This window comes from Phyllobacterium sp. SYP-B3895 (assembly GCF_009647635.1).
Classification (GTDB): domain Bacteria; phylum Pseudomonadota; class Alphaproteobacteria; order Rhizobiales; family Rhizobiaceae; genus Phyllobacterium; species Phyllobacterium pellucidum.
In genome coordinates, this window is sequence record NZ_WJIG01000002.1 from 873,060 (window position 1) to 889,284 (window position 16,225).

The 16,225-nt window shown below is 60.8% G+C and carries 12 protein-coding genes and 1 riboswitch; of the genes, 4 read left to right on the forward strand and 8 right to left on the reverse strand.

Features of this window, described 5'->3' with window-relative positions; all coding sequences use genetic code 11:
- Positions 1-33 precede the first annotated feature (33 nt).
- On the reverse strand, positions 34-3,372 hold the full coding sequence (locus GF108_RS10695; RefSeq protein WP_153667928.1) for a DUF2126 domain-containing protein: 3,339 nt from the start codon (positions 3,370-3,372) through the stop codon (positions 34-36).
- Between the two features lie 154 nt (positions 3,373-3,526).
- Positions 3,527-3,743, forward strand: a riboswitch (cobalamin riboswitch).
- A gap of 284 nt (positions 3,744-4,027) precedes the next feature.
- Here GF108_RS10695 and GF108_RS10700 point away from each other — a divergent pair.
- The 3 genes from GF108_RS10700 to GF108_RS10710 all read left to right on the forward strand — a co-directional run bounded on the left by GF108_RS10700 (position 4,028) and on the right by GF108_RS10710 (position 7,627).
- Positions 4,028-4,828: an ABC transporter ATP-binding protein gene (locus tag GF108_RS10700; protein ID WP_153667929.1), complete on the forward strand. Its 801-nt coding sequence runs from the start codon at positions 4,028-4,030 to the stop codon at positions 4,826-4,828.
- Positions 4,825-5,772 (forward strand): ABC transporter substrate-binding protein, encoded by a 948-nt coding sequence (locus GF108_RS10705; protein WP_153667930.1) that lies wholly within the window; start codon positions 4,825-4,827, stop codon positions 5,770-5,772. Before GF108_RS10700 ends, GF108_RS10705 begins: the two co-directional genes overlap by 4 nt.
- An 835-nt stretch (positions 5,773-6,607) precedes the next feature.
- Positions 6,608-7,627, forward strand: coding sequence for an iron ABC transporter permease (locus GF108_RS10710; RefSeq protein ID WP_246663908.1), 1,020 nt, complete (start codon positions 6,608-6,610; stop codon positions 7,625-7,627).
- Here the strand turns inward: GF108_RS10710 and cysQ are convergent.
- The 3 genes from cysQ to cysD form a co-directional block, all read right to left on the reverse strand.
- Positions 7,624-8,418: a 3'(2'),5'-bisphosphate nucleotidase CysQ gene (cysQ, locus tag GF108_RS10715; RefSeq protein WP_153667931.1), complete on the reverse strand. Its 795-nt coding sequence runs from the start codon at positions 8,416-8,418 to the stop codon at positions 7,624-7,626. The genes GF108_RS10710 and cysQ overlap by 4 nt on opposite strands.
- Positions 8,419-8,593: 175 nt before the next feature.
- On the reverse strand, positions 8,594-10,543 hold the full coding sequence (gene cysN, locus GF108_RS10720) for a sulfate adenylyltransferase subunit CysN (protein WP_153667932.1): 1,950 nt from the start codon (positions 10,541-10,543) through the stop codon (positions 8,594-8,596).
- Positions 10,543-11,448 (reverse strand): sulfate adenylyltransferase subunit CysD, encoded by a 906-nt coding sequence (gene cysD, locus GF108_RS10725; protein WP_153667933.1) that lies wholly within the window; start codon positions 11,446-11,448, stop codon positions 10,543-10,545. The genes cysN and cysD overlap by 1 nt, the downstream gene beginning before the upstream one ends.
- Here cysD and GF108_RS10730 point away from each other — a divergent pair.
- On the forward strand, positions 11,428-11,679 hold the full coding sequence (locus tag GF108_RS10730; RefSeq protein ID WP_153667934.1) for a hypothetical protein: 252 nt from the start codon (positions 11,428-11,430) through the stop codon (positions 11,677-11,679). The two genes, cysD and GF108_RS10730, sit on opposite strands and share 21 nt — an antisense overlap.
- A gap of 21 nt (positions 11,680-11,700) precedes the next feature.
- Here the strand turns inward: GF108_RS10730 and rbsK are convergent, their stop codons facing one another.
- From rbsK to GF108_RS10750, 4 genes are all read right to left on the reverse strand, one after another.
- On the reverse strand, positions 11,701-12,642 hold the full coding sequence (gene rbsK, locus GF108_RS10735) for a ribokinase (RefSeq protein WP_153667935.1): 942 nt from the start codon (positions 12,640-12,642) through the stop codon (positions 11,701-11,703).
- Positions 12,643-12,715: 73 nt separating this feature from the next.
- Positions 12,716-13,711 carry an ABC transporter permease gene (locus tag GF108_RS10740; protein WP_091919385.1) on the reverse strand — a complete coding sequence of 332 codons (996 nt, stop codon included), beginning with the start codon at positions 13,709-13,711 and terminating at the stop codon, positions 12,716-12,718.
- A gap of 8 nt (positions 13,712-13,719) precedes the next feature.
- A complete protein-coding gene (locus GF108_RS10745; protein ID WP_027230032.1) occupies positions 13,720-14,697 on the reverse strand; it encodes an ABC transporter permease in 978 nt (325 codons plus the stop codon).
- A complete protein-coding gene (locus GF108_RS10750; protein WP_153667936.1) occupies positions 14,694-16,193 on the reverse strand; it encodes a sugar ABC transporter ATP-binding protein in 1,500 nt (499 codons plus the stop codon). Before GF108_RS10750 ends, GF108_RS10745 begins: the two co-directional genes overlap by 4 nt.
- Positions 16,194-16,225: the final 32 nt, after the last annotated feature.

The window sequence follows — 16,225 nt, forward strand, 5'->3', positions numbered from 1 at the left end:
AACTCAGACCCATCCGATCTCGCATTCGTCGCATCAACTTGGCCGTGGCCGCCTGAGGTCGAGGGTCATCGGAAACTCGCCGGAAGGCTGCTCCTTCCTGAGTTCATAGGCCCCCGCCGTGTGTCCCCGCCCTTCGAACCTGGCAAGGCGGCGCGCCTCCGCTTCGTTCGAATTCACGGGAAACGTATCATAGCTGCGCCCACCCGGATGTGCGACATGATAGACGCAGCCGCCGATCGCCCTGCCCGACCATTGATCGTAAATATCGAAGACAAGCGGCGTATTGACCGGGATCATCGGATGGAGCCCGCTGCGCGGCTGCCACGCCTTGTAGCGTACGCCTGCGACGGCTGTACCCTGCGTTTCGGTCATCCGCAGCGGGACTTCGCGCCCGTTGCAGGCAACGCTGTGGCGCGCAGGATTGAAGTTCTCCATCTTCACTTGCAGACGCTCGACCGAACTGTCGACGAAGCGCACCGTCCCGCCGATTGCGCCCTGCTCGCCCATGACATGCCATGGCTCCAGCGCCTGGCGCAGTTCCAGCTTGACGCCCTCGCGTTCGATCTCGCCGCAGAACGGAAAGCGGAATTCGAGCTGTGCCTCGAACCATTCCGGCCGGAACTCGAAGCCGTTTTCGCGCAGATCGGCGAGAACATCGAGAAAATCCGCCCAGACAAAGGCGGGCAGCATGAAGCGATCGTGGAGCGACGTGCCCCAGCGCACGAACCCGCCCTCGATGGGCTTGTTCCAGAAGCGCGCGACCAGCGCCCGAACCAGCAATTGCTGCGCGAGACTCATGCGGGCATTGGGCGGCATCTCAAAACCGCGAAACTCGACGAGTCCAAGCCGTCCCGTTGGTCCGTCAGGCGAGAACAGCTTGTCTATGCAGATCTCCGCCCGGTGGGTGTTTCCAGTGACGTCGATCAAAAGGTTGCGGAAAAGCCGGTCGACCAGCCAGGGCAGAGGCGGTGCGCCGCGACCCGGCATCGGCACCTGCGCCATGGCGATTTCGAGCTCATAAAGACTGTCATGGCGCGCCTCGTCGATGCGCGGGGCCTGGCTTGTGGGGCCGATAAAGAGTCCGGAAAACAAGTAGGACAAGGATGGATGCCGCTGCCAGTGAAGGACAAGGCTCTTCAAGAGATCCGGCCGCCGCAGGAACGGGCTGTCATTTGGCGTTTCGCCGCCGACAACGACATGATTGCCGCCGCCCGTGCCGGTGTGCCGGCCGTCGACCATGAATTTGTCGGCGCCGAGGCGCGACTGGCGCGCTTCCTCATAGATCGCCGTTGTCGTTTCGACGCACTCACGCCAGTTGGCGGCAGGATGGACGTTGACCTCGATGACACCTGGGTCCGGCGCTACGCGAATGACGTTGATGCGCGGATCCTGAGGCGGACTGTAGCCCTCGATATGAACCGGCAGTCCGAGCTTCGCCGCGGCAGCCTCGGCGGCGCCGACGAGTTCAAGATAGTCCTCCAGCGCTTCAACCGGCGGCATGAATACGCTGAGGCGGCCCTCGCGCGGCTCAACGGAGATCGCGGTGCGCACCGCGCCGCCGATATCGCCGAGTTCCTGTTCCACTCGCTCCTGCTGGCCCCCTTCGGCGGCGGTAAAGGAGACAACGGCCTGCGGCGTGTCCCGGCCCGCCGGATCTGCTTGAGCAATCGAGTCGGCAAGCGGTCCGCGTTCCACCGACGGGTCCACGGGCACGATATAGGGATATTCCGAAGGCGGGACATGCGGCAGCGCTCCGAGCGGCAGGCGGTATCCGACTGGCGAATCCCCCGGCACCAGAAAGAGCCTGCCACGGCGTGTCGTCCACTTTTCGCTGCGCCAGCGCGGGCCGGCGACAGCCTGGCTGTTCCAGCGCTGTACCGGAAGCACATAACCCGTCGGTTCAGTCAGGCCACGTTCGAAGACGCGGGACATGCGGCTGCGCTCTTCCGGGTCTTTGAGTTTCGAATTGGAGGGATCGACATTGGCCGGCAGGTTGCCTTCCTTGACCAGCCACTCGGCCGGATCCTCATAGGCCGGCGCGACCATCTCCGTTTCGACGCCGAGAACATTCGCCATGCCGGTCAAGAGCTTTTCGGCGTCCGCCGGCTTGATGTCGCCCTTGCTGTTTTCGGCAGCGATGAGGTTCGGATCGACCCAGATCGGCTTGCCGTCCTTGCGCCAGTAGAGCGAGAAGGTCCAGCGCGGCAGGCTTTCGCCCGGGTACCATTTGCCCTGCCCATAATGCAGGAAGCCGCCGGGCGCAAAGCGATCGCGCAGTCGGCGGATCAGCATGTCGGCCTTTTCGCGCTTGGTCGGGCCGACCGCATCGGTGTTCCACTCGCCGGATTCGAAATCGTCGATCGACACGAAGGTGGGCTCACCGCCCATGGTCAGCCGCACGTCGCGCTGCTGCAGCATCGCATCGACCTTGTCGCCCAAAGCATCAAGCGCTGCCCAGGATTCGTCCGAGAACGGTTTGGTGATGCGCGGATGTTCGGAGACCCGCGTCACATGCATATCGAAATTGAACTCGACATTGGCGGGTTCGGCCATGCCGGAAATCGGGGCGGCATTTCTGTAGTGCGGCGTTGCGGCGAGCGGAACATGGCTTTCGCCGGTCAGAAGGCCCGAGGTCGGATCAAGTCCGATCCAGCCCGCGCCCGGCAGATAAACCTCGCACCACGCGTGAAGGTCGGTGAAATCCTTGTTCGTCCCCGCCGGGCCATCAAGGGCGACGAGATCGGGTTTCAACTGGATGAGATAGCCGGAGACGAACCGGGCCGCGATGCCAAGATGGCGCAGCGCCTGTACGAGCAGCCAGCTGGAATCACGGCAGGAACCGGTCGCGACGCCGAGCGTCATATCGGGGTCCTGCACGCCGGTTTCCATGCGGATGACATAGCCAACCTCGCGCTGGATACGCGCATTGAGGTCGACGACGAAATTCACCGTATTGGTCGGGTTGCGGTCGATCGTTGCAAGAAACGCGCTCAGCAGCGGGCCCGTTGGCTCCGGCTTCAGATAGATCGAGAGGTCGTCCCGGATATCCTCAGGATAGGCGAAGGGCCACGTCTCCGCGATCGGCTCGACGAAGAAATCGAAGGGATTGTAGACTGTCATGTCCGCAACGAGGTCGACCTCGATCTTCAGTTCGGTGACCGGCTCGGGAAACACAAAGCGGGCGAGAAAATTCCCGTAGGGATCCTGCTGCAGGTTGACGAAGTGATTGGAAGGACTGACTTTAAGGGAGTGGCTGAGGACCTTCGTACGCGAGTGCGGCGCAGGCTGCAGGCGAATGACCTGAGGTCCGAGCATGATCGGACGGTCATATTTATAGTGCGTCAGATGGTAGACCGCAGCCTGAATTGCCATATCGCCTCAAATAACTAGCCGCGCATCGCGCGAAACAAACTGAAACCTAAACTACTCTCTTTCATAGGGCACGTCTTAAAATGTCCCATTGCCAATTATTTTAGCACTTGAGAATTTTGCCGTATAAACGTGCTTGCCAGCGGAGAAATCCCCGCATAGCATCCGCGCCGATGGTTTCTCCGGGATGACAACACCGGAGATGAAAAGGGAACACGGTGAGGCGTACCCAATAGGGACCGAGACCGTGGCTGCCCCCGCAACTGTAAGCGGCGAGCGTTGCCTGACGATGCCACTGATCGAACGATCGGGAAGGCCGGGCACAAAGCTGAGACCCGCGAGCCAGGAGACCTGCCATCAAGCAAATGATTCGAACCGGACGGGGTGTGCCGGGAGCGATGCGATGTTGCCGTTTACGGATGACCTCGAGCAACTGCCGAGGCGTCCCGTGATCGGAATATCCACGTTCCCTATTCCTGTCCCCATGAAGGACAGGCATGCACATCTACCGTAACCATCATTATCGCTTGTGCCCCCACCGTGGCTGGATCCTGCCGGTTGACATTGCTCCGCGTTTGCTATCATACGATATAACATTACATCACCTGATCGAAGTTTCCTGCGTGCGAAAATCTTCGATTGCCGGAAAACGCCAGCCATGAGTTCCATCCTTCTCAGCGCCGACACGGTCAGCTATCGAATCGGCGGCAAGTGCCTGGTCGAGGCAGCATCGCTGCAAATTGCGCGCGGATCGCGGCTCGCCATCATCGGTCCGAACGGCGCCGGCAAGTCCACGCTGCTGCGGATGCTGGCGGGGCTTGCGGCGCCGACCAGCGGGGCCATTCACATTGAAGGTGAGAATATTAGCCGCTTGACCCCGCTGGATCGAGCGCGCCGCTTCGCCTTCGTCGGCCAGACGGATACGCCGGACGGCCAGTTGCGCGCCATCGACTACGTGGCGCTTGGCCGTATCCCCCATGGCGGGCTCTACAGCGCCGCGACGGATCGCGAGATTGTTGGGGAAGCCATGGACCGTGCCGGCGTCGCGTCGTTTGCGGCGCGGACGGTTGGTTCGCTGTCCGGCGGCGAGCGGCAGAGGCTGCAGCTGGCGCGCGCGCTCGCCCAGCAACCGGCGATCCTGTTTCTCGACGAGCCGACCAATCACCTCGATCCGAAGGCACGCAGCGCCCTGCTTTCGCTCGTTTCCGGGCTCGGCATCACCACAGTCGCAGTCCTGCACGACCTGCCGCTCGTCGCGCCATTCGCCAGCCATGTCGCCGTCATGCATGCCGGCAAGATCGTCGCCGCCGGCACGCCCAACGAGACATTGATCCCGCGCATCGTCAGCGACGTGTTCGAGCTCGACGTCCTGCGCCTGCGCCACCCGCATCAGGACCGCGAACTCATGGTGTTCGACGTTCCCGGCACCGTTCAATCTGATTCACGGAGACTCCCATGAAAAAAGCCCTCATCGCGCTCGCGCTCACGCTGCTATCGGCGCCGGCATATGCCTTTCCCGTCACTGTCGACAGTTGCGGCACGCCGCTGACCTTCGACGCAGCGCCGAAACGCGCCGTCATCCAAGATATCAACATGAGCGAGATGGCTTTTGCACTCGGCCTCCAGCCCTCGATCGTTGGCGTGACCGGCATCACCGGCTGGTACAAGCTCGATGAAGCGTTCAAGAAGCAGCAAGGATCGATCCCCGAGCTTGCACCTAAATATCCGACCATCGAGAACCTCGTCGCCGCCAATCCCGATTTCTTCTTTGCCGGCTGGTATTACGGCATGAAGCCGGGCGGCGACGTTACGCCGGACACGCTCGCCCCCTACGGCATCAAGACGCTCGTCCTGACGGAGAGCTGCGTTCATCTCGACAAGAACCGTCCCGCCGCCTCGATGGACCTGCTCTATGGCGATATTGAAAAGCTCGGCAAGATTTTCGGCAGGGAAGCCGAATCCGACAAGCTGGTCTCTGGCTGGAAGGCCGAGCTTGCCGCGATCAAGGGCAAGATCAGCGGCAACGGCGACACCCGCGTCTTCCTCTATGACTCCGGTGAGGACAAGCCGTTCACGGCCGGCAAGTTCGCCATGCCGTCGGCATTGATCCGCGAAGCCGGCGGCGTCAACATCATGGATGACATGGAGACGAGCTGGGGCACGACGTCGTGGGAAACGGTCGCCGCGCGCAACCCGCAATTCCTCGTCCTTCTCGATTATCAGGATGATGCCGGTTATCAGAAGCTTTTGAATTTCTTGAAATCACACCCGGCGATGAAGGAGACGGATGCGGTGAAGAACGAACGCTTCGTCGCCCTGCGCTACGCCGAGATCACGCCCGGCCCTGCCAATATCGAGGCTATCGGCAAGATCGCGCGTGCCATGCATCCGGAAGCGTTTTGATTGGCGACAAGCAACGGCCCCTCCCGGCTGCCGCGCAACCACCCTCCCCACAAGGGGGAGGGAAAAGGCCGCGATGAACTGGAAAGTCATTGACGAAACGATCCACTCACCCCCCTCTGCCCTGCCGGGCATCTCCCCCACAAGGGGGGAGACCGATTGGCGGTTTCGCACACTCGCTACTCGAACGAGGCGTTGGCCTCTGCGGGCTCGCGCCCTTCCCTCCCCCTTGTGGGGAGGGTCGGACCGAAGGTCCGGGGCGGGGTTCTTGCGACCGCGAAGCCCTTTGAGACATCACAAGCACGTCCCTCCCGGCTGCTGCGCAGCCACCCTCCCCACAAGGGGGAGGGAAAGGCCGCGATGCATTCGAAAGTCATTGACGAAATGATCCACTCACCCCCCTCTGCCCTGCCGGGCATCTCCCCCACAAGGGGGGAGATCGATTGGCGGCTTCGCACATTCGGTACTCGAACGAGGCATTGGCCTCTGCGAGTTCGCCCCTTTCCCTCCCCCTTGTGGGGAGGGTCGGACCGAAGGTCCGGGGCGGGGTTCTTGCGACCGCGAAGCTATCTGTTTCATCCCAGGCAGGCCCCTCCCGGCTGCTGCGCAGGCACCCTCCCCACAAAGGGGGAGGGAAAGGCGGCAATGCATTCGAAAGTATTGACGAAATGATCCACTCACCCCCCTCTGCCCTGCCGGGCATCTCCCCCACAAGGGGGGAGATCGATGGGCGTTCGGCGCTTAGTCCAGCCGCTACCGGCGGGGTATTGCGCCAACATGACTGCAGGCTTTTCTCCCCCCTTGTGGGGGAGATGGGCGGCAGCCCAGAGGGGGGTAAATGAGCTTCGCCCCCGCGCAACGACGCATGCTTATCGGCGCAAGCGTGGCGATGCTCGCCCTTGCCCTTGCCTCAATTGCCTATGGCTCGACCCTGATCCCGCTCGGCGACGTCATGCGTGCACTTGCCCATGCCGCCGGTCTCAGCGACACGTCCGTCGCCGCGCCGGTGGAACGCATCATTGTCGACCTTCGCCTGCCCCGTGTCATCCTTGCGCTCTGCGTCGGTGCGGGCCTTGGCGTCATAGGCGCGATGCTGCAGACCGTCACACGCAACGACCTCGCCGACCCATTCCTCTTCGGCCTCTCCTCGGGCGCGGCCGCCGGTGCCGTCTCGGTAATCAGTATCTTTGGCGATCGCTTCGGCATCTGGACCTTGCCGATTGCCGCCTTTTCGGGCGGCATGCTCGCGGCCCTGCTGGTGCTGGTCCTCGTGCGGCGCATCGAAGGCCAGGGACCCGAACGGCTGATCCTCGCGGGTCTTGCCGTCTCGTTCCTTTTTGCCGCACTCACCAACTACATCGTCTTCCTCGGCGACCAGCGCGCCGCCCATTCCGTGCTGTTCTGGACACTCGGCGGTCTCGGCCTCGCGCGGTGGGATAATCTGCCGTTGGCAATCACCGGGCTTGCCGCGATCCTCGCCTTTGCGCTCTTCAACCACCGCCGGCTCGATGCGTTTCTCGCCGGAGAAAGCACCGCCGAAAGCCTCGGCGTGCGCGTAGCGCGAACGCGCAGTATCGTTTTTATCGTATGCGCGTTTTCGACGGCGATTTTCGTCTCGGTTGCCGGCGTCATCGGATTTGTCGGCCTGATGATCCCACACATAGCCCGCCGCTTCGCCGGTCAGCTTCACGCCGGACTAATCGTTGCCTGCGCCATTTTCGGCGCCATCCTGATCCTGCTCAGCGACCTTGCCGCGCGCCTGCTGCTCGCGCCGCAAGAGTTGCCGATCGGAATCGTGACGAGTTCGGTCGGGGCGTTCTTCGTAGTGACGATGCTCTTGCGAAAACCGCGAGGCTAAAGCCGGCCCCGAGCCACGAAATGCGGGTTGGCGAAATCCGCGTCATGCGCCTGGTTGCGCCGCCCGTAAGTCAGCGGCCTGCCGTCGAGCGTCAAGGTGATGCCGCCGGCGGCGCGCAGTACGGCATCGCCCGCCGCCGTATCCCACTCCATGGTGCGGCTCAGCCGCGGATAGATGTCGGCCTCGCCGCGCGCGAGCAGGCCGAATTTCAGCGATGAACCAACCGAAACGCAATCGGCGATGGCGAACTGGTCGAGATAGGCGTCGGTTTCCGGCGTCCGGTGCGAGCGGCTCGCAACCGCGACCAGAACTTCGGGGGCTGAACGGCAGGCAATGGCCTGTCGTTCGATCACGCTGCCGTTGCGATCGATCGTCACTTGTTGCGCCCCCTCGGGACCGCCGGTGAAGAGCAGGCCGCGCACGGGAGCGTAGACAAGGCCGAGCACCGGTACGCCGTTTTCGATAAGCGCGATGTTGACGGTGAAGTCGCCATTGCGGCTGACGAACTCCCGCGTACCATCGAGCGGATCCACCAGATAGAAGCGGGTGCCGAGATCGCCGGGGACATGGCCGCCTGCGATCTCTTCCTCGGCAACGATGGGTATGCCCGGTGTCGCACCCCGCAACGTCTGAAGGATGATCGCCTCGGCGGCGTGGTCGGCTGCAGTCACGGGTGATTTGTCGTCCTTGAGTTCGACAGCGCAGCCTTCCTCGTAGATACGCAGGATCTCCTGACCGGCAACAATGGCGGTTTCTTCGAAGAGGGTGAGCAGATCAGAGTGGAATGTCATGCGGTGCTCTCTGGTCTGCCGGAAATTTCCATTCCAAGGGCGGAGACCAATGCGCAGGTTCTATCACGCCCAACGACATTCGAAGTGCCGGCGGACATGCCTTTGCGACCTCCCCCGTTGTGGGGGAGATGGGCGGCAACCCAGAGGGGCGTGAGCGCGAATTGCATGACTTGCTCTAGATGGACCACGAACTCTGGTCGTAATTGAAGATGATGCCACGCTCAGCAAGCAAGTTTTCGACCTCGGAGGCAAGCTCTTCCGTCGTTCGCCCGACGGTTTTCAGATGAAGTTCCGGGGCTTCCGGCGCTTCATAGGGCGAATCCACGCCGGTGAAGTTCTTGATCTCACCGCGCAGCGCCTTGGCGTAAAGACCCTTTGGATCGCGGCGGGCGCATTCCTCAAAGGGCGTATCGACGAAGATCTCCATGAACTCGCCGTCGCCAAGCAATTCCCGCGCCATGCGCCGCTCGGAGCGGAACGGCGAAATGAACGAGACCAGCACGATCAGCCCCGCATCCACCATAAGCTTTGCCACCTCGCCGACGCGGCGGATATTCTCGACGCGGTCCTCCTCGGTGAAGCCGAGATCGCGATTGAGGCCGTGACGGACATTGTCGCCGTCAAGGATATAGGTGTGCTTGCCGAGCGATGAGAGGCGCTTTTCGACAAGGTTCGCAACAGTGGATTTGCCCGAACCGGAGAGCCCGGTGAACCAAAGCACGGCCGGCTTCTGATCCTTCAGTGCCGCGCGCGATGCCTTATCGACGTCGAGCGCCTGCCAGTGCACGTTGGATGCGCGGCGAAGCGCAAAATCGATCATGCCCGCGCCAACCGTGGCATTGGTCAGGCGATCGATGAGGATGAACGACCCGGCCGAACGGTTCGACTTGTACGAATCGAAGGCGATCGGTTCCTGCGTCGAAATATTGCAGACCCCGACCTCATTCAAATCCAGCGATTTGGCAGCAACTTCGGCGAAGCTGTTGATATCGATTCGATGTTTGAGATCGGTGATTGTGGCCGTGACCTGGTCGGTCTCGGTGCGCAGGATATAGGAACGGCCCGGAATGAGCGCATGCTCGGCGAACCAGACAAGGTGGGCCGCGAACTGGTCCGCGACTTCAGGGCGGGCGCCCGGCGAAACCAGCATGTTGCCGCGCGAGACCTCGACCTCATCTTCCAGCACGATGGTAATCGCCTCGCCTTCGCCGGCGCGATCGAGATCGCCATCCCAGGTGACGATGCGCTTGACGCGCGATGTCTTGCCGGACTTCGCCACGACGACCTCGTCGCCGGGCGCTACGGAACCCGAGGCAATAGTGCCGGCAAACCCGCGAAAATCGAGATTGGGACGATTGACGAATTGGACGGGAAACCGAAAAGGGCGCTCGTCGGAGGTGCGATCAAGCGGCACGGTTTCGAGATGCTCGAGCAGCGACGGCCCCTTACACCAGGGCAACTTGTCGGATGCGCCGATGACATTCTCGCCATAGCGCGCCGAAAGCGGGATCGACTGTATGGAATTGAATCCAAGCTTGCCCGCAAACGCCTGATATTCCTCGACGATCCTGTCGAAAATCTCTTGCGAGTAGTCGACGAGATCGATCTTGTTGACGGCCAGCACGATATTGCGGATGCCAAGAAGGGAGGCGATGAAGCTGTGACGCCGCGTCTGCTGCAGCACGCCTTGCCGCGCATCGACGAGCACAATGGCGAGATCCGCCGTCGAAGCGCCGGTCGCCATGTTGCGGGTATATTGCTCGTGCCCGGGCGTATCTGCGACGATGAACTTGCGTTTCGGCGTCGAGAAGAAGCGATAGGCCACATCGATGGTGATGCCCTGCTCGCGCTCGGCCTCAAGGCCATCGACAAGCAAGGCGAAGTCGATATCCTCGCCATTCGTGCCGTGCTTGCGGCTGTCGTTGGTCAGGGCGGCAAGCTGATCCTCGAAGATCAGCTTCGTGTCGTAGAGCAGCCGGCCGATCAGCGTCGACTTGCCGTCATCGACGGAGCCGCAGGTCAGGAAGCGCAAGAGCGACTTCTTTTCCTGTTCGGCCATATAGGCGTTGATTTCCTCGGCGGCTGCTTCGGCTGCGGACAACTCGATCTGGGCTAGTTTACTCATCAGAAATAGCCCTCACGCTTCTTCTTTTCCATGGAGCCGGCTTCGTCCTTGTCGATCATGCGGCCCTGCCGCTCCGACGTGCGGGAAACCAGCATTTCGCCGACGATCTCCGGAAGCGTCGTGGCGCTCGATTCAACGGCGCCGGTCAGCGGGTAGCAGCCAAGGGTCCTGAACCGGACCATCTTGTCCTGCAGCACCTCACCCGGCAGCATCTGCATCCGTTCGTCATCGCGCATGATCAGCATGCCATCGCGCTCGACGATCGGCCGCTTGGCGGCGAAATACAGGGGAACGATCGGAATCTCCTCCTGCATGATGTATTGCCAGATGTCGAGTTCGGTCCAATTGGAAATTGGAAAGACGCGGATCGATTCACCCTTGGCGACGCGGGTATTGTAGATCTTCCACATTTCCGGACGCTGGTTCTTCGGGTCCCAGGAATGCTGGGCATTGCGAAAGGAAAAGATGCGTTCCTTGGCGCGTGACTTCTCTTCGTCGCGGCGTGCGCCGCCAAAGGCAGCATCGAAGCCATATTTGTCGAGCGCCTGGCGCAGGGCCAGCGTCTTCATGATGTGGGTATGCGTGTTCGAACCATGAACGAAGGGGCTGATGCCCTGCTCGATGCCTTCCTGGTTGCTGTGGACAAGAAGATCGAACCCAAGCCGTTTAGCTTCTGAATCACGAAACGCGATCATCTCCTTGAATTTCCACGTGCTGTCGACATGGAGAAACGGAAATGGCGGCTTTGCCGGATAGAACGCCTTCATCGCCAGATGCAGCATGACGGACGAATCCTTGCCGATGGAATAGAGCATCACCGGCTTGGCGAAGGTTGCCGCAACTTCACGGAAAATGTGAATCGCCTCGGCTTCAAGACGCTGAAGATGCGTCAGGTTCTTGGTCATCAAAATCACTATCCACTTGTGCCGGGCGCGTTATTGGCGCCAGCAAAAATCATTCAGGACACCGGCGTCCTTCGACTGCCGGAACGTGCCGCAAACATAGTGGAACAGTCGCGGTTTAGAAAAGGATGGTTTCACGCCTCGCGCAAAATCGACGCCAATTTATTGCCGTTGCAGGCGAAATCTAAGAACGCCATTCTCCTGTCGAGTAGCGTCCAACCACAACCGTTTTAAAAACCTTGCATCGTGGAAAATTCATCCGACCTTGCGATCGCCAAGACCAGCAAGAAATTTATCGAACGCCTTCGCATCGGCATAGGACTTCTGCGTGCCTTCGCGGGTGATCGAATCGGCGGCATAGAGCGCAGCCCTGCGCAGCGAGGCTTCGACGTCGCGCCCTTCCACGTAGAACCGGGCAAAGCTGCCGATGAAGGCATCGCCCGCTCCCGTCGTATCCTTGGGCTTGACCTTCAGCGGCTCGATCAGCGTCGCCTTGTCGGCCGTGATCAACCGCGCGCCACGTGAGCCAAGGGTGACGATGACGGTGCGAATGCCCTTGGCAATCAACGAGCGGGCCGCAGTCTCGATTTCGGCATCGGTACCGGTCGGCATGCCGGTCAGCAACGCGAGCTCCGTTTCGTTCGGCATAAGAAACGTCGCTTTGGTGACCTTTCCGGCATCGAGATCCGGCGCGGCCGGCGCCGGGTTGAGAATGGTCTCGATGCCATGCCGGTCGGCAAAGGCGATCGTGTAGTAGACCGTCTCAAGTGGAACTTCCAGCTGCATGAGAATGAGATCGCACCGCTTCAGGTCTTCTGCGGCGGCATCGATATCTGCCGGCTTCAACTCGTTGTTGGCGCCCTTGATGATCAGGATGGAATTTTCGCCATGCTCGTCGACGAAGATCGGCGCAACGCCGCTCGACTGGCCGGCAGCCGTATCGACATGGGTGATGTCGATGCCATTGTCCTGCAAATTGCGGATCGTACTCTGGCCGAAGACATCGTCGCCCACCTTGGTCACCATCATGACGTCGGCGCCGAGTCGTGCGGCCGCTACCGCCTGATTGGCGCCCTTGCCGCCGAACCCCATGGCGAATGCCGGCGCCTCGACTGTCTCGCCGGGTGCGGGCATGCGGACGATCGAGGTAACCAGATCCGTCATGTTGCTGCCGACAACGGCGATACGGTGGGCCATGTGCGTATTCCTTGTGTAGTCCAGTCGTTTGGAATTTTTCTATATCAGCGATCTTGCGGAAAGAAACGGGGCCTTATCGATCGGTGTTGCGAAATGCGTTGAGAGCAATGACCAAAAGCAGGAAGCCTCCCCAGATGAAATCAATCAGGTGGTTGGAGAAGCGCAGGATCTGGAAGCCGGATGAGAGCAGCATCAGCGCAACGAGCGCGATCGACACGCCAAGCACCCTGCCCTTGCCGCCAGCCGGGTTCGTACCGCCAAGAACAGCGATCAGGATGGCTTGCAAGAGGTAGGATGCGCCATAATCTGATTTCGCGGCATTGGTGCGCCCCGAAAGAATGATGCCGGCAATGGCGGCGAGAAACCCGGTCAGCATATAGGAATAGAAGATCATCCGATCCTTGCGCAGTCCGGCAAAGACGGCGGCGCGCGGGTTGGTGCCGATGAGCATGAGATTGACACCGAGTGTGGTGCGCGTGAGCAGAACGGCGACAGCACCGGCAACGACGACGAACAGGATGAACGGCGTTGCGAGGCCCAGGATCTTGCCGTTGCCGATATAGTTCCAGCCATCCGGGAATCCGACGATCGCCGGACCGCCGGTGAGGACGACAGCGAGGCCGGTGAAGATCTGGCCGGTGCCGAGCGTCGCAAGGATCGGCGTAATGCGCAGTTTGGCGATGAGAAAGCCGTTGAGGACACCCGCCAACAAACCGATCGCCAGCGCCATCAATATGCCGATGCCCGTATAAAGCATGATCATGCCGGTGGACTGGTCAGTTCCGGTGATGACATGGTGGAAGAACACGCCCGCGAGAATCCCGGCGAGGTTGGCGATGCCGACGACCGAAAGATCGATACCGCCAGTCAGCATCGCGATCATCATGGCGATGGCGAGAATCCCGAGTTCCGGCATGATGTAAGTGATGGATTCGAAATTGTAGTAGCGCAGGAACTTGTCGGGGTTGAGATAGGACATCAGCGCGAAGACCAGCACGGTGATCACGAGAAGCTGCAGGATATTGCGGTCCTGCCCCAAAATGCGCTTGGCGATAGAGCTGTTCTGCATGTCCTGTCTCACACCAGTTTCTTGCGGTCGCGCCAGGCGGTGAGCGCCGTGGCGATGATGATGATGAGGCCGACGACCACCCGCTGCCAGGTGGTATCGACCTTCATGATAATGAGGCTGTTCTTGACCATAACCAGCATGAATACCCCAAGCAGCGTGCCGATGACGCTGCCGCGCCCACCGAAGATGGACGCGCCGCCGAGGACCACAGCCGCGATGACATCAAGCTCCAGACCGACGAAATCGCGGGGATTGGCAAGCCAGATCATCGAACCGTGCAATAGCCCGGCAAACCCGGCCAGCGCACCGGCGAAACAGTAAACGACGAACAACGTGTTGCGGGTATTGAAGCCGACCCGGCTTGCCGCCTCCGGCGCACCGCCGAGCGCGAACACCGATCGCCCCATCATGGTATAGCGCAAGAACAGATGTGTGAGCAGCGCGAGGCCGAAATAGATGAGGATCATCGCGGTCAGGCCGAAATTGGTGCCGCTTGCAGAAGTCAGGCTGATGAGGTCCGTCTTGGCGAAGGCGATCAGCTGCTGAGGCATCTTGTCGATGTTGATCATGCTGGTGCCGACGAGGCCAAGCAGCAGGCCGCGCACGACGCTGCCCGTGCCGAGCGTGACGATCAGCGGGATCATGCGGAAGCTATGGATGAAGAAGGCGTTGAAAGCCCCGAGAAAAGTGCCGATCAACGTTGCGGCGACGAAGGGCAGGAGCACACCGCCATAGCCGTAATAGATCATGACCTTGATCGTGAGGTACATGGCGGCGACGGCAAAAGCTGTGAACGAAACGTCGATGCCGCCAGAAATCATCACAACAAGGACGCCAAGCGCCAGGATGCCGATAATCACATTGGCCCGCAAGAGTCCGAACAGGTTGTCCAGCGACCAAAAGGCCGGGTTGATCAGTCCGATGATGATCATCGCAGCAACAAGAATGCAGGCGATGATGAATTCCGATCGACGAAACAGAGTCATTTCAAGGCCTTCAGCCGGTCGTTTAAAGCGTCTTCATGCAAAGAATCAGGTCCGATTTCATCGACAAAACGCCCTCTATGCATGATGATGATGCGGTTGCAGTTCTGGACAAGTTCGGGCACGTCGTCGGAAATCATCAACACGGCGAGGCCGTTCTCGACAGCCAGTTCCCGTATCTTGCGATGGATCTGCGCCTTGGAGCCAACGTCGACGCCGACAGTCGGGCCATTGAGAATGAGCACCCTTGCGCCCGTCAGCAGCCAGCGCGCCAGCACGACGCGCTGCTGATTGCCGCCGGACAGATGGTTGACCGGCGTCTGCGGACCTGGCGCAGCAATCTGCATCGCACCGAACATGCCCGACGTTGCCGCAGCCGTGCGCTTGCGATCGATGAAGATGCCGCGCACGAAATTGTTGAGCGATGTCGCCAGCATGTTGCGTTCGATCGATTGCGGCAAAAACAGACCCTCGCTGAGCCGATCCTCCGGAACGTAGGCGATGCCGGATCCGATGGCCTCCTGCACTGTCGCCGGATGCACTTCCTTGCCGTCGACCTTAACTGTCCCGGTAAATTTTGGGTTCATGCCGAAGAGCGCCAGCGCAAGCTCGGTGCGGCCGGCGCCGATCAATCCGGACAGGCCGACGATCTCGCCGGCATGGAGCGTCAGATTGATATCCTCGATACTCCCAGGCACAGAGAGATTGCGCACCTCTAGCCGCGGCGGGTTGTCTCCGGCGGCTGGCTCCCAAACGTAGCTCTGATCGGTGAGATCATGCCCGGTCATGGCGCGGGTGATCTTCGGTTCGTTGAAATCGGTAATCGGGCCTTCGGCCACCTTCTTGCCGTTGCGCAAGACGGTCAGCCGTTCGCTGATTTCGAGCATTTCGCGCATCTTGTGGCTGACGAACAGGACGGCGATGCCCTGCGCCTGGATATCGCGCACGATGCGAAAGAGCGCATCGACCTCTGGCCGCGTCAGCGCCGTCGTCGGCTCGTCCATGATGATGAGCCGGGCATTGACCATGACGGCGCGGGCAATTGCGATGATTTGTTTGCCGGACGTCGGCAAGGTTTCGACATCGGCGTCGAGGTCCATCGTAACGCCGAGACGTGCGAGTACCTGTTCGGCAAGGTTGCGGGCACGCGTCCAGTCGACGATGCGGCGTTTTTCGAGAAGCATCGTATTAAGCGCGAGGTTTTCGGCAACACTGAGGTTCCCGAAGAGAGAAAAATCCTGGTAGATGACCTGAATGCCATGCTGTACCGATTGAGCGGGCGTCATGCCGGTTACCGGGACGCCGTCGATGCGTATATCGCCCTCGGTCGGCTGATAGACGCCAGCCATGATTTTGATGATCGTGGATTTGCCGGAACCGTTCTCACCGGCAAGGCAGTGAATTTCACCGGGCTTGATCGCCAGCGAAACCGCGTCCAGCGCCACGAGGCCGCCGAAACGTTTGCTGATATTATTCAGCTCCAGAAGATACTCGCTCATGCTTGCTCCGGCCATTCGAAATGTCCGGGCGA

Coding starts and splice junctions, on each gene's coding strand:
- GF108_RS10695 (WP_153667928.1), bottom strand. CDS start 3,372: ATGGCAATTCAGGCTGCGGTCTACCATCTGACGCACTATAAATATGAC.
- cysD (WP_153667933.1), bottom strand. CDS start 11,448: ATGACCAAGAACCTGACGCATCTTCAGCGTCTTGAAGCCGAGGCGATT.
- cysQ (WP_153667931.1), bottom strand. CDS start 8,418: ATGACATTCCACTCTGATCTGCTCACCCTCTTCGAAGAAACCGCCATT.
- GF108_RS10750 (WP_153667936.1), bottom strand. CDS start 16,193: ATGAGCGAGTATCTTCTGGAGCTGAATAATATCAGCAAACGTTTCGGC.
- GF108_RS10730 (WP_153667934.1), top strand. CDS start 11,428: ATGCGTCAGGTTCTTGGTCATCAAAATCACTATCCACTTGTGCCGGGC.
- GF108_RS10700 (WP_153667929.1), top strand. CDS start 4,028: ATGAGTTCCATCCTTCTCAGCGCCGACACGGTCAGCTATCGAATCGGC.
- GF108_RS10705 (WP_153667930.1), top strand. CDS start 4,825: ATGAAAAAAGCCCTCATCGCGCTCGCGCTCACGCTGCTATCGGCGCCG.
- GF108_RS10710 (WP_246663908.1), top strand. CDS start 6,608: ATGAGCTTCGCCCCCGCGCAACGACGCATGCTTATCGGCGCAAGCGTG.
- cysN (WP_153667932.1), bottom strand. CDS start 10,543: ATGAGTAAACTAGCCCAGATCGAGTTGTCCGCAGCCGAAGCAGCCGCC.
- rbsK (WP_153667935.1), bottom strand. CDS start 12,642: ATGGCCCACCGTATCGCCGTTGTCGGCAGCAACATGACGGATCTGGTT.
- GF108_RS10745 (WP_027230032.1), bottom strand. CDS start 14,697: ATGACTCTGTTTCGTCGATCGGAATTCATCATCGCCTGCATTCTTGTT.
- GF108_RS10740 (WP_091919385.1), bottom strand. CDS start 13,711: ATGCAGAACAGCTCTATCGCCAAGCGCATTTTGGGGCAGGACCGCAAT.